The organism is Actinomyces slackii, assembly GCF_900637295.1.
Classification (GTDB): domain Bacteria; phylum Actinomycetota; class Actinomycetes; order Actinomycetales; family Actinomycetaceae; genus Actinomyces; species Actinomyces slackii.
On record NZ_LR134363.1, the window covers coordinates 1,604,605 to 1,628,173 of the forward strand.

The 23,569-nt window shown below is 70.8% G+C and carries 15 protein-coding genes; 6 read left to right on the plus strand and 9 right to left on the minus strand.

Going from position 1 to position 23,569, the window contains the following annotated elements:
• Positions 1 to 33 precede the first annotated feature (33 nt).
• Genes EL266_RS06670 through EL266_RS06680 form a run of 3 tightly spaced genes read left to right on the plus strand, consistent with a single transcriptional unit; the run spans position 34 to position 2,232 of the window.
• The gene (locus EL266_RS06670; RefSeq protein WP_126412243.1) at positions 34 to 993 is read left to right on the plus strand and encodes a carbohydrate ABC transporter permease; all 960 of its coding nucleotides are present in this window, start codon (positions 34 to 36) and stop codon (positions 991 to 993) included.
• Positions 994 to 1,001: 8 nt separating this feature from the next.
• On the plus strand, positions 1,002 to 1,880 hold the full coding sequence (locus tag EL266_RS06675) for a carbohydrate ABC transporter permease (RefSeq protein ID WP_051281489.1): 879 nt from the start codon (positions 1,002 to 1,004) through the stop codon (positions 1,878 to 1,880).
• Positions 1,881 to 1,938: 58 nt separating this feature from the next.
• The gene (locus EL266_RS06680) at positions 1,939 to 2,232 is read left to right on the plus strand and encodes a hypothetical protein (protein ID WP_026428142.1); all 294 of its coding nucleotides are present in this window, start codon (positions 1,939 to 1,941) and stop codon (positions 2,230 to 2,232) included.
• Positions 2,233 to 2,251: 19 nt separating this feature from the next.
• On the opposite strand, the gene EL266_RS06685 is transcribed toward EL266_RS06680, so the two are convergent.
• Together EL266_RS06685 and EL266_RS06690 are read right to left on the minus strand one after the other, a co-directional pair.
• Entirely contained in the window at positions 2,252 to 2,707 is a 456-nt protein-coding gene (locus EL266_RS06685) for a hypothetical protein (RefSeq protein WP_026428143.1), read from the minus strand.
• A gap of 144 nt (positions 2,708 to 2,851) precedes the next feature.
• Positions 2,852 to 4,333: a coiled-coil domain-containing protein gene (locus EL266_RS06690; protein ID WP_232012151.1), complete on the minus strand. Its 1,482-nt coding sequence runs from the start codon at positions 4,331 to 4,333 to the stop codon at positions 2,852 to 2,854.
• Positions 4,334 to 4,721: 388 nt separating this feature from the next.
• Between EL266_RS06690 and EL266_RS06695 the strand changes: the two genes are divergently transcribed.
• The 3 genes from EL266_RS06695 to EL266_RS06705 all read left to right on the plus strand — a co-directional run bounded on the left by EL266_RS06695 (position 4,722) and on the right by EL266_RS06705 (position 9,247).
• Positions 4,722 to 7,052 (plus strand): hypothetical protein, encoded by a 2,331-nt coding sequence (locus EL266_RS06695; protein ID WP_126412245.1) that lies wholly within the window; start codon positions 4,722 to 4,724, stop codon positions 7,050 to 7,052.
• Positions 7,049 to 8,083, plus strand: coding sequence for a hypothetical protein (locus EL266_RS06700; RefSeq protein ID WP_026428145.1), 1,035 nt, complete (start codon positions 7,049 to 7,051; stop codon positions 8,081 to 8,083). The genes EL266_RS06695 and EL266_RS06700 overlap by 4 nt, the downstream gene beginning before the upstream one ends.
• Positions 8,084 to 8,284: 201 nt before the next feature.
• Positions 8,285 to 9,247: a tetratricopeptide repeat protein gene (locus EL266_RS06705; protein ID WP_026428146.1), complete on the plus strand. Its 963-nt coding sequence runs from the start codon at positions 8,285 to 8,287 to the stop codon at positions 9,245 to 9,247.
• Positions 9,248 to 9,353: 106 nt separating this feature from the next.
• Here the strand turns inward: EL266_RS06705 and EL266_RS06710 are convergent, their stop codons facing one another.
• From EL266_RS06710 to glgX, 7 genes are all read right to left on the minus strand, one after another.
• Positions 9,354 to 11,720: a glycogen/starch/alpha-glucan phosphorylase gene (locus EL266_RS06710; RefSeq protein ID WP_026428147.1), complete on the minus strand. Its 2,367-nt coding sequence runs from the start codon at positions 11,718 to 11,720 to the stop codon at positions 9,354 to 9,356.
• 219 nt (positions 11,721 to 11,939) lie between these two features.
• A complete protein-coding gene (gene glgB, locus EL266_RS06715; protein WP_026428148.1) occupies positions 11,940 to 14,180 on the minus strand; it encodes a 1,4-alpha-glucan branching protein GlgB in 2,241 nt (746 codons plus the stop codon).
• A 74-nt stretch (positions 14,181 to 14,254) separates the two neighbouring features.
• Positions 14,255 to 15,784 carry a phosphotransferase gene (locus EL266_RS06720; RefSeq protein WP_051281486.1) on the minus strand — a complete coding sequence of 510 codons (1,530 nt, stop codon included), beginning with the start codon at positions 15,782 to 15,784 and terminating at the stop codon, positions 14,255 to 14,257.
• Entirely contained in the window at positions 15,781 to 17,574 is a 1,794-nt protein-coding gene (gene treS, locus EL266_RS06725; RefSeq protein WP_084501203.1) for a maltose alpha-D-glucosyltransferase, read from the minus strand. The genes EL266_RS06720 and treS overlap by 4 nt, the downstream gene beginning before the upstream one ends.
• Positions 17,575 to 17,747: 173 nt before the next feature.
• Positions 17,748 to 19,826 (minus strand): alpha-1,4-glucan--maltose-1-phosphate maltosyltransferase, encoded by a 2,079-nt coding sequence (locus tag EL266_RS06730; protein ID WP_026428149.1) that lies wholly within the window; start codon positions 19,824 to 19,826, stop codon positions 17,748 to 17,750.
• A gap of 201 nt (positions 19,827 to 20,027) precedes the next feature.
• Positions 20,028 to 21,170, minus strand: a complete 1,143-nt coding sequence (gene trpS, locus EL266_RS06735; protein ID WP_051281487.1) for a tryptophan--tRNA ligase — start codon at positions 21,168 to 21,170, stop codon at positions 20,028 to 20,030.
• Positions 21,171 to 21,216: 46 nt separating this feature from the next.
• Positions 21,217 to 23,556 carry a glycogen debranching protein GlgX gene (gene glgX, locus EL266_RS06740; protein ID WP_408608457.1) on the minus strand — a complete coding sequence of 780 codons (2,340 nt, stop codon included), beginning with the start codon at positions 23,554 to 23,556 and terminating at the stop codon, positions 21,217 to 21,219.
• Between the last annotated feature and the right edge of the window lie 13 nt (positions 23,557 to 23,569).

The following is a 23,569-nucleotide window of genomic DNA, read 5'->3' on the forward strand; positions in this document are numbered from 1 at the left end:
GGCCCGGCGGCCCCGCCCCACCTGAGCGGGTCCATGAGCGCAGGAACAGGAAGGAGCGGAAGCGCAGTGACAAGCAGGCAGGGCGCCAGGCGCCGTCGTCGAGACTGGAGGCAGTGGGGGCCGGGGCTCCTGCTCATCTCCCCGTCCCTCATCCTCGTGGGCATCTTCGTCTACGGGATGATCGGCATCAACATCAACACCTCCCTGCTGAACATGCACACGGCGGGGCAGGTCTCGGGGCGGAAGGGCTCCGAGCCCGTGGGTCTGGACAACTTCATCGGGCTGTTCGCCAACCCAGATTTCCGCCACTCCTTCATGAATCTGGTGCTGTTCACCGTGGCCTTCCTGGCCGGCACCCTCATCCTCGGCTTCCTGTGGGCCTGGCTGCTGGACCGGCCCATCAAGGGGGAGGGGATCTTCCGCTCGATCTTCCTGTTCCCCATGGCCGTGTCCTTCGTGGCCTCCGGCGTGGTGTGGCGCTGGCTGCTCAACTCCGCCCAGGGTGAGCAGGCCTCGGGGCTCAACCGCCTCTTCGAGATGCTGGGCCTGCGCTTCCTGGAGAGCTCCTGGACCCAGGACACGACCCTGGGGATCCTGGCCATCGCCCTGCCGGCGATCTGGCAGCTGGCCGGCTACGTCATGGCCCTCTTCCTGGCGGGCTTCCGCGGCATCCCCGAGGACCTGCGCGAGGCGGCGCGCGTTGATGGGGCCACGGAGTGGCAGCTGTACCGCTCCATCATCTTCCCCCAGCTCACCCCGATCGCCCTGAGCGCCGTCATCATCATCGGGCACATGTCCCTGAAGTCCTTCGACCTGGTCATGTCCATCACCGACCAGCGCACCTACTCCACCAAGGTGCCGGCCATCGACATGTTCAACTTCATGACGGACAACGACTACTCCAATGCCGCGGCCGTGGGCACGATCCTCCTGGTCCTGGTGGCCATCGCCGTCGTCCCCTATCTCATCCACGACGCCAAGGGGAGGAGATGATGACCGCCATGACACGACCGGCGCGCAGCGCCGTCGCCGCCTCGGGCCGTCGGCCCCTGAGCGCCGGAACCCGCTGGGGGACAACTCTTCGCTACGCCCTGCTCATGGGATCGGTGGTCTTCGTCCTCATCCCGGTCTACGTCCTGCTGGTGACCTCCTTCAAAGGGGCGGTGGAGGCCGACCCCTCGCGGACCTGGTTCCTGCCCGAGACCTGGACCATGCGCAACTGGACCAATGCCTGGCAGGAGCTCTCCGGCGGCCTGCTGCGCTCCCTGGCCCTGGTGATCCCCTCCTCGGTGATCTCCGCGATCCTGGGCAGCGCCAACGGCTTCGTGCTCTCCAAGTGGCGCTTCCCGGGGGCCAACCTGGTCTTCACCCTCATCCTGTTCGGCATGTTCATCCCCTACCAGGCCGTCATGATCCCCCTCATGCGCCTGATCACCAGTGCCGAGATCGGATTCGGGATCCACACGCTGATCCTCATGCACGTGGTCTACGGCATCCCCATCACCACCCTGATCTTCCGCAACTACTACGAGACCATCCCCGCCGAGCTCATCGAGGCGGCCCGTGTTGACGGCGCCGGAATGCTGCGCACCTATGTCTCCGTGGTCCTGCCGATCTCGGTCCCCAGCTTCGTGGTGGTGCTCATCTGGCAGTTCACCTCGGCGTGGAACGACTTCCTCTTCGCCCTGTTCTTCGGCGGGGGAGCCCAGGCGGGGCCCGTGACCCTGGCCCTGAACAACCTGGCGCACGGCTCGATCATGGCCGACTACGGGGCCTCGATGTCCGGGGCACTCATTGCCTCCGTGCCCACGCTGCTGGTCTACATCCTGTTGGGCAAGTACTTCGTGGGCGGGCTCATGGCCGGCAGCGTCAAGGGCTGAGGGCGGCCTCCAGGCGGACGAGTTTGAGAGGCCGGACCCGTCGTGATGTGATCGGGCCATGGCACGCCGCAGCTCCAAGCGCCCCTACGGGCGGGACCATGTGCCCCTGAACATGGATCGCCTGGCTTCCGTGCCGCGCACCCAGCGCGGGCCAGGGGGCGCTGACTTCACAGTGCGCCATCTGCGCGGCAGCGATAAGCCCTACACCTGCCCCGGCTGCCATCGGATCATCCCCGCCGGGACGCCGCATGTGGTGGCCTGGTCCAATGAGTCGCTCTTCGGGGCCGACCGCGGCCTGGAGGAGCGCCGGCACTGGCACACCTCCTGCTGGGAGCGGGGCCTGTGGCGCTAGGCGCCCGGGTCACCGGTTTCTAGACCAGGGGCTCGGGGCTGCGCTCCTCCCAGCCCGGCAGGAGGCGGTCCAGGGCGAAGCGCAGGGGGACGATGTCGCCGTCGCGCCCGCCCTCGCCGATGGTCATCGGCACCGGCTCGGGCGCCGGATGGGCCCCGGCCAGGCGCTGGCGCAGGCTCAGCGGCATGGACAGGACGTAGAAGCGCCCCTCGGTGTCGATGGCCACGGTCTGATCGGCGCGCAGGTACCAGCCCAGGAGGCCCGTGCGCGCGCTGCCCCCGCCATAGCCCTGCACCCGCAGCGGCACCGGGGCCAGCCCCTCGTGACGGGCAACGGCCAGGAAGAGGGAGACGATGCGCTGAGCCCTGGCATGCTCGGCGCCCTGGCGCTCGCGCAGCATGCGCGCCCGCTCAGCGGCCGCATCCCGGCGCCGTCGCGCCCAATTCTCCGGCTGGGCCTGATCCTGGGTGCTCATGAGCCTACTGTAGAGCGAGCCGCCGATTCCCGTGGCGGCCGGGCACGGGACGACGACGGCGCCCGGCATCCTGGGGAAGGTGCTGGGCGCCGTCGTGCGGGCGCAGGAAGCGCGGGTCGAGCCGGACTGGTGGGCCGGGCTGGCTCAGCGGCGCGACCTGCCCTGGCGGGCGCGGGGCGGGCGCGGGGCGGGGACGGCCTCGATGGCCTCAGTGGGGTCGGTCGGCTCGGGGGAGGACGGCGAGGGCGGCGGAGGCGCCGGGGCACTCGTGGCATCGGTCGACTCCGGGCTCTGCGCCACGCTGTCCTCGGACTCGGCGGTCTCCTCAACGGCAGGGCTCAGGGAGGCCAGAGGCTGAAGAACCGGGGCCTGGGGAAGCACGCCTCCCAGCACTCCGCGCATCTCAGCCAGGTAGCTGGACACCGAGTCGCGCTGGCGCTCGAGCTCCTCGAGCTGGCGAGTGGCCACGGCGGCCGCCACATCGGCGTCAGCGCGCGCATCGGACACGATCTGCTCGGCCTCGACACGCGCCTGGGCCAGGGTCTCCTCCGCCTGGGCGAGGGCCTGCTCCTGGCGGTCGCGGGTCTCCTTGTCCGTGCGTGCGCGCACCTCCTCCGCCCGGGCCAGGGCGTCCTGAAGGCGGGCCTCGGCCTCCTCGGCCTGGATCTGCGCCTGAGCCTGCATCTCCTGGATGCGCTCCTTGGTGGCGGCGTGAGCGTCGGAGTCCTCCTGGGCCGCGGCCTCATGGGCGGCCGCGATCTCCAGTGTGGCCTGCTGGCGCAGCTCGGTGGCCTCGGCACGAGCGGCGGCGGCCTCGTCGGCGGCCGAGCGGCGCAGGGCCTCGGACTCGGTGCGCGCCGAGGTCAGGATCTCCTCGGCCTCCCGGCGGGCCTTGCCCAGGGTGAGCTCGGCCTCCTGCTTGGCGTCGGAGATGATCTCCTCGGCGGTGGCGGCCGAGGAGCTGCGCAGCTCGTCGGCCTCGGCGATCGCGGCATCCCGGTTCGCGGTGGCGTCCCGCTCCGAGGAGATGGCGATCTCGGCCGCCTGCTTGCGGGCCTGGGAGAGCACCAGGGCGGACTCGCGCTCGGCTGTGGCGTGCATCTCGGTGACAGCCGCCTGGGAGTCGGCGGAGATCTGAGCCGCCTTGCGCTCTGCGGAGGCCACGAGCTCCTGCGCCCGGGCCTCGGCATTGGCCAGTGTGGTGGAGGCCTCGGACTCCGAGCGGGAGCGCAGCTCTCCGGCCTCACGGCGCGCCTCTGCCAGAAGGGTGGCCGCCTCCGAGGCGCTGCGCTCGGAGAGGTTCTTGGCGTTGGTGCGGGTGCGGGTCAGCAGCGCATCGGCTTCCGCATTGGCCTTGGACAGCACTGAGGCGCTCTGCTCCTCGGCGCTGCGCAGCAGCTGCTCGATGCGTGAGCCCAGGCCCGCGTAGGTGGGCTTGTCCGCCTCGCGCAATCGGCGCTGGGCGTCGGCCAACTCACCGGCGAGCGTCATTGCGCGCTGGTCCAGGCTGGCGACCTCGCGGCGGGCGTCAGCCAGTTGTCGGTTCAGGGTCTCGAGTCGCTGATCGACCTGCGCGCGGTCGTAGCCGCGCATCGTGATCGCGAACTCGCTGAAGTCCTCGGGCACGTTGTTCTCCTCCTGCTGGGCGGTCAGGGTCACCGCCACCTGGCCAAGCGTAGCGATCCCTGGGCCCCCAGCGCACCGGCCTCAGTCCCGGACCTGCACTCCGATGGCGTGACCGGTGACACATTGTGCGCGTTGGGAGCGGCGGAAGGTCACGATGGGATGCGATTGCTCGGAAATGCCCCGACGGTTCCGGGTCGGTTGCTGGACGGAGGCGTACAGGCGGGGCACGGAGTACTTCGCTGAGCGCGTGTCCCTGTGTGATATTGCCCTGTGTCGCCGGTTGACCGGTCCATCTCATGCGATTCTGGTTGCTCGGCCGCGCCTCGGCGCGCTGAGCGCGACCCCGCGCGGGTCGGCGTACATGTCCGCGAACATAGGAGACCACGTCGTGAAACGACGTATCTTGAGCGCGATCGTGACCGTCCTGGGACTGGTCGTCATCGCCCTGGCCGTCTGCTCCGCCACCATCTGGAAGCCCTCCTCGACGGTCGAGGCGACTCTTGCGCAGAATCCAACCCAGCCCTACGTGGTGACCGCTCCCGGAGTCCTGGGGACCATCGGCTCCGATGTCACCGTCACCGCCACGGCCGCCGATGGAGCCGATGTGCGCGTCGTCGTGGCGAGCGATGCCGATGTTCAGGCCTGGCTCGCCACCGACCCCTACATCTCGGTCACCGGCCTGTCCGCAGACTCCACCTCCCTCCAGGCCGAGGAGGTCACGGAGGCCTGCGGCGCGCCCGCACAGGGAGGGCAGACGCCGAGTGCTGGGGCCACCGCGGGGGAGTGCACGCCCCGGGAGGCCTCCGGTGAGAACCCCGCCTCCGCCTCCGACCTGTGGGAGGACCAGCACACCGGCAAGGGCACGGTGACCTTCGAGCAGTCCGCCTCAGATCCTCAGACGGTGATCATGGCCGTCACCGACGGCAAGGCGGCGGCGCCGAGCATCACGCTGAGCTGGGAGCGCACCGTCTCCACGCCGTGGTACTTCTACGCCGGACTTGTGCTGGGCGGCGTCCTGTTCCTCGTGGGCGTCTTCCTGTTCCTCATCGACATCCAGATGCGCAATGCCGATGCCCAGCGCCGCTCGCGTGCCGCCGAGCGCGCCGCGCGAGTCGCCGCGGCCGACGGCGTGTCCACCGCGTCCATCCCGCAGCTCGATGACCCTGACCGCCCGCTGACCCGCCGTGAGAAGCGGGACAAGGAGCGTGCCGAGTCCGAGGGCGAGGAGTGGACCGATCCGCGCACCGGGCGTGTCTACCGCGACGGCGTCGAGGTTCCTGAGGTGCCTCAGGGACCGCAGGCCGCCCAGGGAATCGCCGCCGCGGGCGCCTGGGCGGGAGCCCAGGCGGAGGAGGCTCAGGGGCACGCCGCCCTGGGCGCGGACCAGGCCGTGCAGGCCGCAGGTGACGCTGCAGGCGGCGCTGCGCAGGCCGCTGGCGGCTTCGGCGGTGCGCACGAGGCCGCCACCATGGCTCACCAGGGAGTGGCCGGCATGAGGAGTCCTGCCTCCTTCGCGGCAGGCTCCATGGAGAGCGAGACCGCCGAGGTTCCCCCGGTGATCGACGACCCCGCCCCGGCGGAGCAGGACCACTCCCGTTTCGCCCCGTCATGGCAACAGGGATCAGGTCAGGGTGAGGGCCTGGCCCCCGAGGGTCAGACGGGTGCCTTCTCACTTCCCGGCCAGCACGAGCAGGCCTCCCTGCAGACGCCCTACTCCATGCCCGAGCAGGCCCCTGGAGCGACCGAGGCCTGGGGCCAGGGTCAGCAGGCTCAGCAGGCCTGGGGTCAGGCCCCGGCCGCCGGTGCGACCGATGCTTGGGATCAGGGTCAGCAGGCTGCTCAGCAGTCCTGGGGCCAGGACCCAGCCACTGCTGCGACCGGCACGTGGGACCAGCCCCAGCAGGCCTGGGGCCAGGAGCCGGCCACGGCTGCGACCGACGCCTGGGGCCAGGACCAGCAGGCTTGGGAGCAGGACCCGACCGCCGCAGCGACGGGCACGTGGGACCAGCCCCAGCAGGCTCAGCAGTCCTGGGGTCAGGAGCCGGCCGCCGGTGCAGCCGAGGCTTGGGATCAGGGTCAGCAGATGGGCCAGGACCCAGCCACTGCCGCGACCGGCACCTGGGGCCAGGGCCAGCAGGCTTGGGAGCAGGACCCGACCGCCGCAGCGACGGGCACGTGGGACCAGCCCCAGCAGGCTCAGCAGTCCTGGGGTCAGGAGCCGGCCGCCGGTGCGACTGACGTCTGGGATCAGGGGCAGCAGGCTGCTCAGCAGTCCTGGGGTCAGGAGCCGGCCGCCGGCGCGACCGATGCCTGGGATCAGGGCCAGCAGGCCTGGGGCCAGGACCCGACCGCCGCAGCGACGGGCACGTGGGACCAGCCCCAGCAGGCTTGGGATCAGGGCCAGCAGACTTGGGGCCAGGACCACGCGGCCTTCGGCCAGGATCAGGCTGCCGTGCCCACCGGGCACGACCCGCAGTGGCCTGCCCCGCAGGTCCAGGACACCCACGGGGCCTTCGCCGTGCCGCAGGCTCCTGCCACCCCCGAGCCGCTCGCACCTGCGGGCCCGGCACCGGTGGCCCAGGGCACCCCGGCTGCAGGATTCCCGGCCACGGCCCCCGGCGCCGCTCTGGAGGACTACACGGTCTCCGCCGAGGAGATCAACGCCGCCAACGCAGTCCCCGTCTCACAGGACCCGATGCATGAGGAGCACGCACGATGACCAGTCGCAGAGCCTTCCTGGCCGGAGGCACCGCCTCGGCCCTCGCCATGACCCTGGCCGCCTGCTCTCAGGAGAAGGCCCCCACGACCCCCACGGTCACGGAGTCCGCCGCTCCCCAGTCCGCCCTGACTCCCGAGAAGCTCGCGGAGGTCCTCAAGCGGATCAAGACCGGCATGGACGCGGCTGATGCTAAGAAGGACCCCGAGCTCCTCAAGGGCTTCCTGGAGAACCCCGCGGCGCGCTTCCGCCAGGCTGAGTACGCCCTGGCCACGGCCACCAAGGAGGACTCCCACATCCAGGTGCTGCCCGCCACCACCAGTCAGACCAGCTCGGCCGGCGTGACCCTGGACTTCCCCCGAGTGGCGATCAATGTCACCGAGGAGCCCTCTGAGAACGTCGCCCCCTTCCTCATGACCATGCGCCAGAACACGGCGCGCGACAACTTCCAGCTGTGGGCATGGGTCCAGCTCTTCCCCGGCGCGGAGGTTCCTCCGATCGACAACCTGCTCCAGGGCTCCAAGCAGGTCGTCGCCGACACCGAGGGTCTGGTGGCCACCCCCCAGGCGGTCCTGGAGTCCTACATCGACGCCCTGAACAATCCTGATGGCGAGAACGGCAAGGCCTTCGCCGACGACCAGCTGCGCCAGCAGGTGGCGGCTCAGCGAGGCGTGGACTTCGGCGGGCTGGGAGAGGTCAAGGTGACGGCCGCGGCCGGCAGCGACGGTCTGCTCGGCCTGCATGTCGCCGACGGCGGAGCCATCGCCGTGACCACCCTGACCTACACGGTCGTCTTCAAGCGGACCGTCGATGGGGCGACCCTCAACGTCCACAGCGATATCGGCGCCCTGCTGGGGGAGAACACGGCTGTTGTGGGCACCGTCACCGCCACCTACGAGGCCATGGTCGCCTTCTTCATCCCAGTCCAGGGCGGGGACGGCAAGGCCGTCGCCCTCGGCGCGGACACGGTCCTGGCCAAGGTCGAGCGCGACGACAACCAGACGCCCGCGCCCACAGCCACACCGACCGGCTGAGCGGCCAGCGCCCAGCGGACCCCGTGTGAGCCGCCCTGTCCCCAGTGGGGATCGGGCGGCTCACTGCGTCGCACTTGGCCCGTAGCGGAGTCGAGCCGGTCAGCGGCATAGCCCTTGGGGGTGTGGTGACACAATGTCCCGCGTTGATCAGCGGCCCAGTGCCGCGCCGTCGAGCGGGCATGGCCCGAGGAAGGCAAACCCATGAGCATGTTCGGAGCCGTTGACCTGTCCAGCCTCGCCCCCAAGACCGGGCCGGCAGGAGCCGGCGGCCCGGGGGCCGCGACCGGTGCGCCGGCGCCCGCCCGTCCGGCAGCGGCTGGCGCCCAGGCCTCAGGAGGCCTGCCCGCTCCGCTCATCGTCGATGTCGATGCCACCACCCTGCGCGACGTCGCCGAGATCAGCACCCAGGTCCCCGTCCTGGTGGTCCTCCACTCCACGCGCAGCCAGGCCGCCACCGAGCTCGTCGAGCTCCTGGGCCGCCTGGTCGGCGAGTACTCCGGGCGCTTCCAACTGGCCCGGGTCGACGTCGATACCGCCCCCGAGGTCGCCCAGGCCCTCCAGGCCCAGGCCATCCCCGCCGTCATGGCACTCCTGGCCGGCCAGCCGGTGCCGATCTTCCAGGGCTCCGCAGCCGAGGAGCAGGTGCGCTCCGTTCTGGACCAGCTCCTGGAGCTGGCCGCCTCCAACGGCATCACCGGCACCATCGCCGTCGAGGGCCAGGCCGCTCCTGGCGAGCCGGCCGAGCCCGAGGAGACCGAGGTCGAGCGCGCCGCCCGCGAGGCCATCGAGGCCGGCGACTTCACCGCCGCCGAGGAGGTCTACACCCGGGCCATCAACCAGAGCCCGGGCGACGACACCCTCAAGGCCGCCCGCAATCAGGTCCGCCTCCTGGCCCGCCTGGATGGCCAGGACCCCACCGCGCTCCTGGCCGCGGCGGACGCCGCGCCCCAGGACCTCGACGCGGCCCTGGCCGGCGCCGACGCCGCCTTGGCGCTGGGGGACCTCGACGCGGCCCTGGGCCGGGCCCTGGAGGCCGTGCGCAGCCACACCGGCGAGGAGCGCGAGACCGCGCGGCTGCGCGTCCTGGAGCTCTTCGACGTCATCGGCGCAGACGCCCCCGAGGTCGGCCGGGCCCGCCGCCAGCTGGCCAGCATCCTCTACTGACCTCTACTGAACTCTGCTAACCCCTTCTGACAGGGCGCGAGGCCGGTTGCCGCAGTGACGGCAACCGGCCTCGCGGGGCTTAGCCCGATCGATCCCGTGGAGGGGATCAGTCGATGGGGGTGGCCTCGATCTTCCAGACCTCACGGGCGTAGTCGCTGATCGTGCGGTCCGAGGAGAAGCGGCCCGAGCGGGTGATGTTCACCCAGGCCCGCCGCTGCCAGGCGCGGGCATCGGCGTAGTCGGCCGCCATAGCGTCCTTGGTCTCGCGGTAGGCGGCGAAGTCGCCCAGCACGTAGTAGACATCGGCGGGCTCGTTGGAGGCCTCCAGGAGGCTGCGGCGCAGGTCGGCGAACCAGCCCGAGCCGTTGTCATCCAGGGTGCCGTCGGTGAAGGCGTCCAGGACGCGCTTGAGGCCCGGGACGTTCTCGTAGTGCCACACCGGGTTGTAGGTCTCGCGCAGGGAGGGCAGCTCGTCCTCGGTGGCGCCGAAGATGTAGGCGTTGTCCTGGCCCACGGATTCCAGGATCTCCACATTGGCGCCGTCGAGAGTGCCCAGGGTCAGGGCGCCGTTCATCATGAACTTCATGTTGGAGGTGCCCGAGGCCTCCTTGCCGGCCATGGAGATCTGCTCGGAGACGTCCGCAGCCGGGATGATGTGCTCGGCTGGGGAGACGTTGTAGTTGTGGACGAAGACCACCTTGAGGGTCTTGGAGACCACGGGGTCGTTGTTGACCAGCTCGGCGACGGCGTTGATGAGCTTGATGACGCCCTTGGCGCGGATGTAGCCGGGGGCGGCCTTGGCGCCGAAGATGAAGACTCGCGGCGCCACCTCCAGCGAGGGGTCCTCCTTCATCCGGAAGTAGAGGTCCAGGATGTAGATGGCGTTGAGCAGCTGGCGCTTGTACTCGTGGAGGCGCTTGATCTGAACATCGAAGATCGCGTCGGGGTTGATCTCCACGCCCTCGCGCTGGGCGATCCAGGCGGCGAAGTCGGCCTTGTTGTCCCGCTTGATCTGGGCCAGGCGGTCGTAGACGGACTCGTCGACCGCGTCGGTGTAGCGGTCCAGGATCGAGAGGTCCTTGGCCCAGGCGTCGGAGCCGGTGACCTCATCGAGCAGGTCGGACAGGCGCGGGTTGCACTGGCGCAGCCAGCGGCGCGGGGTCACGCCGTTGGTCTTGTTGTTGAAGCGCTCGGGCCAGATGGCGTGCCACTCGCCCAGGGTCTCGCGCTTGATGATCTCGGTGTGCAGGGCGGCGACGCCGTTGATGGAGTAGGAGGCGTAGCAGGCGATCCAGGCCATGCGCACCGTGTCCCCGGACAGGGGGGCCATGTAGTCGATGGTGCCCTGGTCCAGGCCGCGCTGGGCCATGTCGGCGCGGAAGCGGCGGTCGATCTCGCGGACGATCTCCATGATGCGCGGGAAGAGGCGCTCGAAGATGGAGACCTCCCAGGTCTCCAGGGCCTCGGCCAGCACGGTGTGGTTGGTGTAGGCGAAGGTCTTGGAGACGACCTCCCAGGCCTCCTCCCAGCCCATCCTGTGCTCGTCCAGCAGGATGCGCATGAGCTCGGGGATGGCCAGCACCGGGTGGGTGTCGTTGAGCTGGATGGCGTTGTAGTCGGCGAAGCCGGTCAGGTCCGAGCCGTGGTGCTCGACGTAGTTCTCCACGATCTGCTGCAGGGAGGCCGAGCAGAAGAAGTACTGCTGGCGCACCCGCAGGACCTTGCCCTCATAGGTGGTGTCATTGGGGTAGAGGACGCGGGAGATGTCCGAGACGTGCTCGCGCTCGACGATGGCCTCGGTGAAGCGCTGGGAGTTGAAGGCGTCGTAGTCGAACTCCCGGACCGGCTCGGCCTTCCATAGGCGCAGGGTGCCCACGTTCTTGGTGCCGTAGCCGGTGATGGGCATGTCGTAGGGGATGGCCCGCACATCCATGTCCTGGTAGTGGACCAGGCGCTGGGCCTCCTCGCGGCGCACGACGAAGGGGTAGCCCTCCTCCATCCAGGGGTCGGGGTGCTCGGTCTGGAAGCCGTCCTCGAAGAGCTGCTTGAACAGGCCGTAGCGGTAGAGGATGCCGTAGCCGGTCACCGGCAGGTCCAGGGTGGCGCAGGAGTCGAGGAAGCAGGCGGCCAGACGGCCCAGGCCGCCGTTGCCCAGGGCCGCGTCGGGCTCCTGCTCCAGGACCTCGGTCAGGCTCTGGCCGAAGGTGCTCACGGCCTGGCCGGCCTCCTCCACCAGGCCCAGGTTGGACAGGTTGTTGAGCAGCGCGCGGCCCATGAGGAACTCGGCGGAGAAGTAGTGCTCCTGGCGCCCGGCGTTGTACTTCTGCCAGGTGGCGTACCAGTTATCGGCAATGGCGTCGACGACGGCGGCTGACAGTCCCTGCCATGCCTCCATGGGGGTTGCGGCGGCGGCGGGGCGGCCGGAGACGGCGCGCACCTGCGCGGGGGCGCTTGTGACCAGGTTCTGTGGCATGACTTCTTTCCTCATGGGACGGCGATGACAGCGGCTGCATGATCCTTCGATTGCAAGAATCTTGCAGGAACCGCCAGCAGCCTACCCTCTCCGCGCCGCAGGGGACACGGCAGGGCGTGTGACGATGCCCCAACAAGGCTCGACCAGAGCGGCGATCGCCCGCCGGAACGGTGTCCGACGGGCGATCAGCGGCTGGCGCTCAGGCCAAGCGATAGGACTTCAGTCCCGGCTGGGGCGCAGGAAGACCGCGCCCATGGGGGGCACGCGCAGGCGCACCGAGGCCGGGCGGCCGTTCCAGGGCAGCTCCTCGGCCTCGACGCGACCCAGGTTGCCCACGCCCGATCCGCCATAGGTCTGGGAGTCGGTGTTGAGCACCTCGTCCCAGTCACCGGCGAAGGGCAGACCCACCCGGTAGCCCTCGTGGGGGGTGCCGGCGAAGTTGACCACGCAGACCACGAGGTCCTCGCGGCCCTCGGCGTCGGTGCCCTTGCGCAGGTAGGACAGGACGTTGTGGTCGCCGTCGCCGGCCTCGATCCACTCGAAGCCCCGGTGGGAGAAGTCCTCGGTCCACAGGGCGGGGGAGTCCTTGTAGAGGCGGTTGAGATCGCTGACCAGGGTCAGCAGGCCCTGGTGGCCGGGGTCGTCCAGGATCCACCAGTCCAGGGAGTGGTCGGCGTTCCACTCCGCGCCCTGGCCGAACTCCTGGCCCATGAACAGCAGCTGCTTGCCCGGGTGGGACCACTGGTAGGCGTACAGGGCGCGCAGCCCCGCCAGCTCCTGCCAGGCGTCGCCTGGCATCTTGGACAGCAGCGAGCCCTTGCCGTGGACGACCTCGTCATGGCTCAGTGGCAGGATGAACTGCTCGGAGAAGGCGTAGACCAGGGAGAAGGTCAGCTCGCCGTGGTGGTAGCGGCGGTTGACCGGGTCCTCGGCCAGGTAGCGCAGAGTGTCATTCATCCACCCCATGTTCCACTTCAGCCCGAAGCCCAGGCCCCCGTACTCGGTGGGGGCGGTCACGCCCGGCCAGGCGGTGGACTCCTCGGCGGCCATGATGATGCCGGGGTGCTTGCGGTAGGCGGTGGCCGTGGACTCCTGCAGGAGGCTGATGGCCTCGAGGTTCTCCCGCCCGCCGAACTGGTTGGGGTGCCACTGGCCGTCCTCGCGGGAGTAGTCCAGGTAGAGCATGGAGGCCACCGCGTCCACGCGCAGGCCGTCGGCGTGGAACTCCTCGAGCCAGTACAGGGCGTTGGCCACCAGGAAGTTGCGCACCTCGTTGCGCCCGAAGTTGAACACGTAGGTGCCCCAGTCGGGGTGCTCGCCGCGGTGCGGGTCGGGATCCTCGTACAGGGCGGTGCCGTCGAATCGTGCCAGCGCCCACTCGTCCTTGGGGAAGTGGGCCGGCACCCAGTCCAGGATGACGCCGATGCCGGCCTGGTGGAGCTTGTCCACCAGGTAGCGGAAGTCGTCAGGGGTGCCGAATCGCGCCGTCGGGGCGTAGTAGCCGGTGACCTGGTAGCCCCAGGACCCGCCGAAGGGGTGCTCGGCCACGGGCAGGAACTCCACATGCGTGAAGCCGGCCTCCTTGACATAGGGCACCAGCTCCTCGGCCAGCCCCCGGTAGCCCAGTCCCTGGCGCCAGGAGCCGACATGCACCTCGTAGATGCTCATGGGGCCGCTGTGGGGGTCGGTGGCGGCGCGCTTGTCCATCCACTCCTGGTCCTGCCACTCGTGGAAGCGGTCGGTGACCACCGAGGCGGTGGCCGGGGGGACCTCGGTGGCGCGGGCCATGGGGTCGGCCTTCTGGTGCCAGGAGCCGTCGGCGAAGCACAGCTCGAACTTGTAGCGGGCGCCCACGCCCACGCCGGGGATGAACAGCTCCCACACGCCCGAGGAGCCCAGGGAGCGCATGGCGGTGGCGGTGCCGTCCCAGTAGTTGAAGTCGCCGACCACGCGCACCGCGCGGGCATTGGGGGCCCACACGGCGAAGGCGGTTCCCTCGACCTCGCCCATGGGGCCCGAGTAGCGCTTGATGTGGGCGCCCAGGACCTCCCACAGCTCCTCGTGGCGGCCCTCGGAGATGAGATAGGTGTCCATCTCGCCCAGGGTCGGCATGAAGCGGTAGGGATCATCCACCGTCACGCTCTCCTCGCCATAGGTGACGGTGAGGCGGTAGTCGGGGATCTCCTGGCCGGGCAGCAGGGCGGTCCACACCCCGTCCTGCTCGTGGGTCGCGGGGTAGGAGCCCTGCGCGGTCTCCACCACGACGGCGTCGGCCAGGTGCCGCACCGTGCGCACGGTCACGCCGTGCTCGCCCACATGGGCGCCCAGGATCTCGTGGGGGTTGTGGTGGCGCGCATAGGCGATATCGGACAGCACCCACGGCTCCACGTGGATGGGGGACGGTCCGGAGGGGGCCGAGTCGGGGACGTCGTCGGGCTCAGGGGTAGTGGAGTCTGTCATGCGGCAACTCTTCCATGCGAAGGTGGGTTCGGGGGAGGGTTTGGGCGATCAATGGCCGGCGGCGCCGACGGCGCTCATGAGGGTGATTCGCTGGGCGCCTCCTGACCGGCCGAGGGGCCCTGAAGGAGCGAGGCGATGGCCGCCACCGGGATATCCAGCCAATCGGGGCGGTTGCGGGCCTCGTAGACGGCCTCGTAGAGGGCCTTGTCCAGCTCCAGGCAGGCCAGCAGCACCCCGGCCGCGGCCCGGCCCTGCTCATCGCGCGCCGGGGCGGCCTCCTCATAGCCCTGGGCGAAGGCCGAGCGCATCGCGGCCAGCCAGTCGGCGTGGGCGGCACCGCCCACCGCGGCGGCGTAGTCGAAGGAGCGCAGCATCCCGGCCACGTCCCGCAGCGGCTGATCGGCCTGGCTGCGCTGGGCCAGGGGGCGCAGGGGCTCGCCCTCGAAGTCCAGGACGTACCAGCGCTCGGCGCCCCCGATCTCGTGGAGGACCTGGCCCAGGTGGTAGTCGCCGTGAACGCGGGTGGCCCGGTCCAGGGCGGGCAGCGCAGCCAGGTCGGCCAGCATCCGCTCCACGCCCTCGGCCAGGCTCTCGACGCGACTGCCGAGCTCGGGGACCTCGGTCATGGCCCACCGGCAGCGCTGGCGCAGGTCGGCGACCAGGTCATCGGGCGCCGCGGGCTCGGCGCTGCCCAGGGCGGCGGCGAGGTGGCCGTGCATCTGGGCCGTCGTGGCCCCCAGGTCCCGGGCCAGTGCCAGGGCCCGATCGCGCACCGGGCCGTTGGCGTCATCCGTGGCGGCCAACTCGCAGAACAGCTCGAAGCCGTCGTCGGCCCGGGGCACGAAGGTGCAGGCCACCGCCGAGTCCGTGGAGGCGGTCGAGCCATCGGGCTGGATCCAGGACAGGTGGGACCAGGCCACCGGGGTGCGCACCCGGTCCCAGCCCTGGCGGGCCAGGGCCACGGAGACCTCCACGTCCGGGTTGCGCCCATGGGCCAGCACCCGCAGCAGCTTGACGATGAGATCGCCGGTGGCGCCATCCTGGCGGCCCGCGGCTCCCTCGGGCCCGGGGGCCGGCAGGATCACCGAGGTGTTGGACTGCTCGCCGGTGGTCACGCGCAGGCGCTCGGCCCGCTGGATGATGGCTCGGGCGCCCGCCTCATCGAGCACGGTGCCTGCCTCCAGCGCCCCGGCGGCCCAGGCCCGCCAGAAGGCGGGGTGATGGGCGCCGTCGACCAGGGCCACCTCCCCCGTGGGGGTCTGGGCGATCAGCCCGTGGGCGCCGGGGGCCTGGCCGGGGGTGGCGAAGCCCTCCAGGGCGTCGGCCTCCTCCAGGACCAGGGGGACCTGGAGGATCACCGGCTCGCCCTGCCCGTCACGGGGCGCGGCGATGAGCAGGCTGCGCACGCCGGGGGCCGGCTCCTGGCAGGCCAGGATGCTCAGGGTGCCCGGCGCCGGGGCGGCCTCGCCCTTGAGGGGGAACCAGCGCCGCTTCAGCAGCCATGGCTCCAGGGCCGCCAGGAGCTCGGCGTCCTGGGGCCACGAGGCAGCGGCGCGGTCCTGAGTGGCCCGGGTCGCGGCACCGGTGGGCGGGGTGGTGGTCATGCGCCCTCCTGGTCATCCTGGGCCGGGGCGCCGGTGCTGCCCGCGTCCTCGCCCTCGGGTGCTGGGCTCGCGTCCGGGCCAGGGGCGACGGCGAGCCAGTAGTAGCCGCGCGCTCCCAGGGTCAGGGTCAGGAGTCCGGAGTCATCGATGTCGGGGAAGGCCGTGCCGCCGAAGACATCGAGGGTGGACATCCCCGCCAGCTCCGGCACCTCGATGCGCACCGAGCGCGGCACGGCCGACAGGTTGGCCACGCACAGCAGCGTCTCCCCATCGGCGGTCTCGGGGTCATCGCTGCGGGTGTGGGCCAGAACCGCCTCATCGCTGGTGTCGCGCAGGCGGAAGTCCCCGCGCCCCAGCACCGGGTGGGCCCGGCGCAGGTGGAGCAGGCGGCGGGTGAAGTGCAGCAGGGAGTCGGGCCGGCCCATCTCCGTGGCCACCGTCAGATGCGCATAGCCCGGGGCCTGGATGACCGGCAGGGTCAGGGCGCCGGGGTCCACGGCCGTGGAGAAGCCCATGTTGGGGGAGTCATCCCACTGCATGGGGGTGCGCACCGCGTCGCGGTCCTCCAGCCAGATGTTCTCCCCCATGCCGATCTCGTCGCCGTAGTAGAGGCAGGGGCTGCCCGGCAGGCTCATGAGCAGGGCATGGGCCAACTCGATCTCCGCCCGCGAGGCGTCCAGGAGGGGGGCCAGGCGCCGCCGGATCCCCACATTGGCGCGCATGCGCTCCTCGGGGGCGTACCAGGCGTACATCTGCTCGCGCTCGGCGTCGGTGACCATCTCCAGGGTCAGCTCATCATGGTTGCGCAGGAAGGTCCCCCACTGGCCATGGGCCGGGATCTGGGGGGTGCGCTCCAGGACCCAGCGGATGGCCGTGGCCGACTCCGCGCGCAGGGCGTAGTAGATGCGGGGCATGACCGGGAAGTGGAAGCACATGGTGCACTCCGGGGCCTCATCGGTGCCGAAGTACTCCACCACGTCATGGGGCCACTGGTTGGCCTCGGCGATGGTGATGACCCCGGGGAACTCCCGGTCCAGCATGGCGCGGATGCCGGCGATGACCTCGTGGGTGCCCCCCAGGTTCTCGCAGTTGGTGCCCTCGACCTCCACCAGGTAGGGGATGGCGTCCAGGCGGAAGCCGTCCACGCCCGTGCGGGCCCAGAACCGCACCACATCATGGACGGCCTCGATGACGGCCGGGTTGTCGTAGTTGAGGTCGGGCTGATGGGAGAAGAAGCGGTGCCAGTAGAACTGGCCGCGCTCGACGTCGTAGGCCCAGTTGGACTCCTCGGTGTCCACGAAGATGATGCGCGTGCCCGGGTAGCCGGAGTCGTCATCGCGCCACACGTAGAAGTCCCCGTAGGGGCCCTCGGGGTCGGAGCGGGAGGACTGGAACCAGGGGTGGGCGTCCGAGGTGTGGTTGAGCACCATGTCGATGACGATGCGGATGCCCCGCTGGTGCGCCTGGTGGACCAGCTCGCGGAAGTCCTCCATGGTGCCGTAGCGCGGGTCGATGGCCGTGTAGTCGGAGATGTCGTAGCCGCCGTCGCGCATGGGGGAGGGGTAGAAGGGCGGGATCCACAGGCAGTCCACCCCCAGCCAGGCCAGGTAGTCCAGGCGGGAGATCAGGCCGGGCAGGTCCCCCACGCCATCGCCGTCGGAGTCGGCGAAGGAGCGCAGCAGCGCCTCGTAGAACACGGCGGTGCGGAACCACTGGGGGTCGGCGCTGACGCCCGGGCGCTCCTGGGCGGGCAGGACCGGGACCCCGGGAATGGCCGGGGTGATGGTCATCGGCGCCGGCAGGCCGCCCGCGGTCAGGGGCGCCCGGACAACGGGGATCGACCCCGAGGTCGTGGCCACCGCCGGGGCGGTGAGCGCCTCGGGCCCAGCCGAGGGGGCGGCCGGGGCGACGGGGGAGCCGGCCAGCCCCGCCACCGCCTCGGGCCCAGCCGGATGAGCGGCGCTCACAGAGCCTCCACGGAGAAGACGTGGGCGCTGCGCCCGGCGAAGGGATCGAGGTGCACGTAGTTCTGGCCCGACCACTCATAGGACTCCCCGGTCAGCTCATCGGTCACGCGCACCACCGGGCGAGAGCCGTCGGTGCCCTCCGGCAGGCCCAGGGCCTCCAGGTCCAGGTAGACCTCCCCGGCCCGGGCCCCATGCGGATCCAGGTTGACCACAGTCAGCACGACGTCCTCGGCCCCCGTGGGGCTGTGAGCGGCCTCCACGCGCTTGGAGTAGGCGATCAGGGCATCATCGCTGGTGGGATGGAAGACGATGTCCCGCAGCTGGCGCAGGGCGGGGTGGGCGGCGCGCGCGGAGTTCAGGCGCGTGAGCAGATCCTCGATGCCGTTGAGACGCGCCGCGGCGAAGTCGCGCGGCTTGTACTCGTACTTCTCGTTGTCGATCTGCTCCTCGTAGCCCGGCCTGGGCGTGGACTCGGCCAGCTCGTAGCCCGAGTAGATGCCCCAGGTGGGGCTCAGCGTGGAGGCCAGGACCGCCCGCAGCTTGAAGGCCGGCACCTTGCCGTTGGTCATGAAGGGCGTGAGGATGTCGTGCGTGGTGGGCCAGAAGGCCGGGCGCAGCACGTGGGCCGTGTCCCGACTCAGCTCCTCCATGTACTCGGTGATCTCCGCCTTGGTGTTGCGCCAGGCGAAGTAGGTGTAGGACTGGTGGAAGCCGATCATCCCCAGGGTGCGCATCATGGCCGGGCGGGTGAAGGCCTCGGCCAGGAAGAGGACATCAGGGGACTCCTCGCGCACCTCGGCGATGAGGCGCTGCCAGAAGGGCAGGGGCTTGGTGTGGGGGTTGTCCACGCGGAAGATGGTCACGCCGTGGGCGATCCAGGTGCGCACCACCTCCAGGATGGCGGCGTAGATGCCCTCGGGGTCGTTGTCGAAGTTCAGGGGGTAGATGTCCTGGTACTTCTTGGGCGGGTTCTCCGCGTAGGCGATGGAGCCGTCGGCCAGGACCGTGAACCACTCGGGGTGCTCGGCCACCCACGGGTGGTCGGGGGAGCACTGCAGGGCCAGGTCCAGGGCCACCTCCATGCCCAGCTCGCGGGAGCGCGCCACCAGGGCGTCGAAGTCCTCGAAGCTGCCCAGGTCCGGGTGGATCGCGTCATGCCCGCCATCGGCCGAGCCGATGCCGTAGGGGGAGCCGGGGTCCCCGGGGCGGGCGGTCAGCGTGTTGTTGCGGCCCTTGCGGTTGGTCAGGCCGATCGGGGAGATCGGGGTGAGGTAGAGGACGTCGAAGCCCATGGCGGCGATGCGCTCCAGGCGCTCAGCGGCGGTGCGCAGCGTGCCCGAGTGCCAGTTGCCGTGCTCGTCAGCCCCGGACCCCAGGGAGCGCGGGAAGATCTCATACCAGGAGCCGGTCAGGGCGCGGGAGCGGTCCACCTGGAGGGGGTAGGTGGCCGACGGCGAGACGTGATCGCGCAGCGGCAGGCGCTCCAGTGCGTCGGTGACCTGGGTGGACAGGCCCGTGGCCAAGCGCTCCTCAGGGGACTGGCCGGCGTCGCGCAGGGCCCCGGCCGCCCAGGTCAGGGCGGAGGCGTCGTTCTCGTCGCGCCCGGGCACGGCCGCGGCGCGCTCCAGGACCCTGGCGCCCTCCTCCAGCATGAGCTCGACGTCGACCCCCGCGGGCACCTTGATGCCGGCGTCGTGCGCCCAGGTGCCGTAGGGGTCCGACCATCCCTCGACGCGGAAGGACCACGCCCCGGGGGAGTCGGCTGCCAGGCGGGCCTCGTAGCGGTCCAGGCCTACGGCGATCTCGCGCATGCGGGCGCTGGGGCCGTCAGTGCCGTCGGGGCGCACCAGAACGGCGGTGGCGCCGAAGCGGTCATGGCCCTCCCGGAAGACGGTGGCGCGGATCGGGATGACCTCACCGGGCACCGCCTTGGCCGGCCAGCGGCCGTCCTCCACTACTGGGAAGACCTCGGTGACGGGGATGCGACCGATCGGGGCGTAGGGTGCCGGGATCGGGGCAGTGGTTGTGGGGGCAGAGGACTGGGACGCGGCGCTGCGCGTGGTGTTCGCGGTCACAGTCCAAGCCTACGGTGTTCGGCTCCTCCGCGTCACATCCACGGTGCTCTTCTTCTCGCGCCGTCCCCTGCGCTGCGCCCTGTGCCCCTGCGCTCCGGCGGGCCGCCCCCTGCGCCGAGGTAGACATTTTCCGCCGAGGTAGACGGTGAATGCGTCTATCTCGGCGGACAATGTCTACCTCGGCGGGTTATAGGCCGGCGCTCAGTAGTCCATGTGCATGGCGGCGCGCACGGCATCCAGGGTGGCGGTGGCGACCTGGGTGGCCCGCTCGTTGCCGGCGCGCAGCACGCTGAGCAGATAGGCCTCGTCGGCCGCCAGCTCGGCCCGGCGCGCGCGAATCGGGGCGAAGTACTCGTTGACCGCCTCGATGGTCAGGGTCTTGAGGGCTCCCGCACCGCCGTCGCCGATGCGCTCGGCGATCTGCTCCGGCTCTCCGGCCCCGCACAGGGAGGCCAGCGTCAGGAGGTTGGCCACCTCCGGGCGGGAGGCGGGATCGTAGGTGATGACCCGGTCGGAGTCCGTCTTGGCCTTCTTGAGCAGCTTGGCGGTCTCATCGGCGCTCATGCGAAGCTCGATCGTGTTGCCCCGGGACTTGCTCATCTTCTCCCCGTCCAGGCCCAGCAGCAGGGGAGCCTGCCCCAGCAGGGCCTCGGGACGGCGGAAGACCGGGCGCTTCTTGTCCGCCCGCCCGTAGCGCTTGTCGAAGCGCTGGGCGATGAGCCGGGCCTGCTCCAGGTGGGGGAGCTGGTCCTTGCCCACCGGCACCAGGTTGGCCTGGCAGAAGAGGATGTCGGCGGCCTGGTGGACGGGGTAGGTCAGCAGCAGGCCGCTCATGGCGCGACCATCGGTGGCCTCCAGCTCGGCCTTGACCGTGGGGTTGCGGTGCAGCTCGGACTCGGTGACCAGGGACAGGAAGGGCAGCACGAGCTGGTTGGCGGCCGGCACCGCCGAGTGGGCGAAGATCGTCGAGCGCTGTGGGTCCACGCCCACGGCCAGGGAGTCGCACACCAGGGACAGGACGCGCTCGCGGATCGGGCCGACGCCGTCGCGATCGGTGATCACCTGGTAGTCGGCCACGAGGATCCAGGTATCGATGCCCATGTCCTGGATCGGGGCCCAGGTGCGCATGGTCCCGAAGTAGTGCCCCAGGTGCATATTGCCGGTGGGGCGCACGCCGGTGAGCATGCGGTAGCGGCCGGGGTTGGCGGGCATATCAGCCTCGATCTCGCGGCTGCGGGCGATCGAGCGCGCCAGGGAGGCCTCTGAGGTGGAGGTGGCCAGGGCCTCCTCGGCGGAGGGGGCGGGGGCCGTGGCCTGGGAGGCGGTCGAATCGGTGTGCGTCATGAGAGCGATCCTAAGGCAGTCGCGGTCCTCGCCCGTCCCCGGCACCTCAGTTCCGGATGCGGCTCAGGGTCTCCAGCGGCTCGCCGGAGAAGTAGACGCGCAGGGACAGGGCGTCCATGGAGGTGGTGTCCCCGGGCCGGTCCTGGCGGCAGGGCCGCTCCCTGGAGGACTCCTGGGAGGCCAGGGAGCGGGCCTCCTTCTCCGGCATGCCCCGGTTGACGCGCCGGGCCAGGGCGAAGGGCGAGGTGTGGGGCTGGGGCACCGCCCAGGAGGAGTCCCAGGCCACGTGCCAGTCCGCGCCGTGGCCCTCGGGCAGGAGGACCTCCGCCTGGTCGAGGGAGCCGTTGATGACCACGAGCAGGTCGTCGTCGTTCCACAGGCGGCCCGAGCGCAGCATCTGGACCACGCGGATATGCGGATCGTGCCAGGACGCCGAGTCCATCGGCTCGCCGTCGCCGCCGAACCAGGACAGGTCGGCGATGGTGTCGCCCTCCAGGATCCGGCCGGTGGCGAAGCGGTCCGGGCGCACCACCGGGTGCGCCTGGCGCATGTGGATGAGGAAGCGCGTGGTGGCGGTCAGGTCGCGCTGCCAGGTCTCCAGGTCCCAGTCCACCCAGGACAGGGGGGAGTCCTGGCAGTAGCAGTTGTTGTTGCCCTCCTGGGTGCGCCCCAGCTCGTCGCCTCCCAGGAGCATGGGCGTTCCGGCGCTGAGGAAGAGCGTGCCCAGCATGTTGCGCATGGAGCGACGGCGCAGCACCTCGATCGGCCCCAGGTTCAGGCCCTCGACGGTGGGGCCCTCATGGCCGTGGTTCCACGAGCGGTTGTTGTTGGTGCCGTCGCGGTTGTCCTCCTTGTTGGCCAGGTTGTGCTTGTGGTCGTAGGTGACCAGGTCCCGCAGGGAGAAGCCGTCATGGGCGGTGACGAAGTTGACCGAGCCCAGGGGGCCGCGCCCTCCGGGGTACTCCCCGTAGCCGAACAGGTCGGCGCTGCCCGACAGGCGGGTGGCCAGGTCGCGCAGATCCGACCCCAGGCGCCCCTTGGACATCTCCGAGGCGTCGTGGAGCCAGAAGGAGCGGGCGGTGTCGCGGAAGTGGTCGTTCCAGTCCTGGAAGGGCTCGGGGAACTGCCCGGTGCGCCAGCCCCCGGGGCCCACATCCCAGGGCTCGGTGATGAGCTTGACCCCGGCCAGGTCCGGGTCGGTGGAGATGGCCACCAGCAGGGGGTGACGGGCGGTGAACTCCGAGGCGTTGCGCCCCAGGGTGACGGCCAGGTCGAAGCGGAATCCGTCCACCCCGACCTCGGTGACCCAGTAGCGCAGGGAGTCCATGGCCAGCTGCACGGCGCGCGTGGAGCGGAAGTCCACGGTGTTGCCCGTGCCCGTGACATCCACGTACTGGGCCGGGCGGTGGGGGCCGTGCAGGTAGTAGTCGAGGTTGTCCAGGCCCCGCAGGCTCAGGGAGGGGCCGTCCATGCCGCCCTCGCAGGTGTGGTTGTAGACCACGTCCATGATGACCTCCAGGCCCTCCTCGTGGAGGATGGAGACCATGCCGCGCACCTCGTCGAGCACCGCCTGCGGGCCGATGGCCCGGGCGGCCGCCGTGGCGTAGGAGGGCTCGGGGGCGAAGTAGCTCAGCGTGGAGTAGCCCCAGTAGTTGGTCAGGCCCTTCTGCGCCAGGAAGGGCTCGGTGAAGGAGGCGTGGATCGGCAGCAGCTCGATGCTGGTCACGCCCAGCTTCTTGAGGTGGTCCACGGTGGCCGAGTGGGCCATTCCCGCGTAGGTCCCCCGCAGCTCGGCGGGCACACCGGGAAGGTCGTGGGTCAGGCCCTTGACGTGGGCCTCGTAGATGACGGTGCGCTCCCGGGGCACGCGGGGTCCGGCGACGACGGCGAAGCTCTGCCCGGTGACGACCCCCAGCACCGTGCTGCCCGCCGAGTCCAGGGTGGAGAGGCGCCACTCGTGGGAGGTGGGGGCGAGGTCCTCGGTGACCTCGTGGGCGTAGAGCTCGGGTCCCAGGGTGACCGTGCCGTCCAGGGCGCGGGCGTAGGGGTCCAGGAGGAGCTTGTGGGGATTGTGGAGCAGTCCCTCCCGGGGCCTCCACTGGCCGTGGACCCGGTAGGCGTAGCGCTGGCCCGCGCGGATCCCGGGCACATGCGCGCTCCAGGCGCCCTGGTGCGGGCCGTGCATGCCGATGCGAGTCTCCTCGAGGATCGCCCCCGCGGCGTCGGTGGTGAACAGGCACAGGTCCACGGCCTCGGCGTGGGCTGCGTGGACCACGAAGTCGGCGCCGTCACCTCGCAGGGTCGCACCGAATGCGTGGCGGATGATGGCATCGTGCTCAGCGCGTGGGGCGGGGGTGATCGCAGGCGTCGGGGACATAAGGCCCATTCTCGGGGCGCTC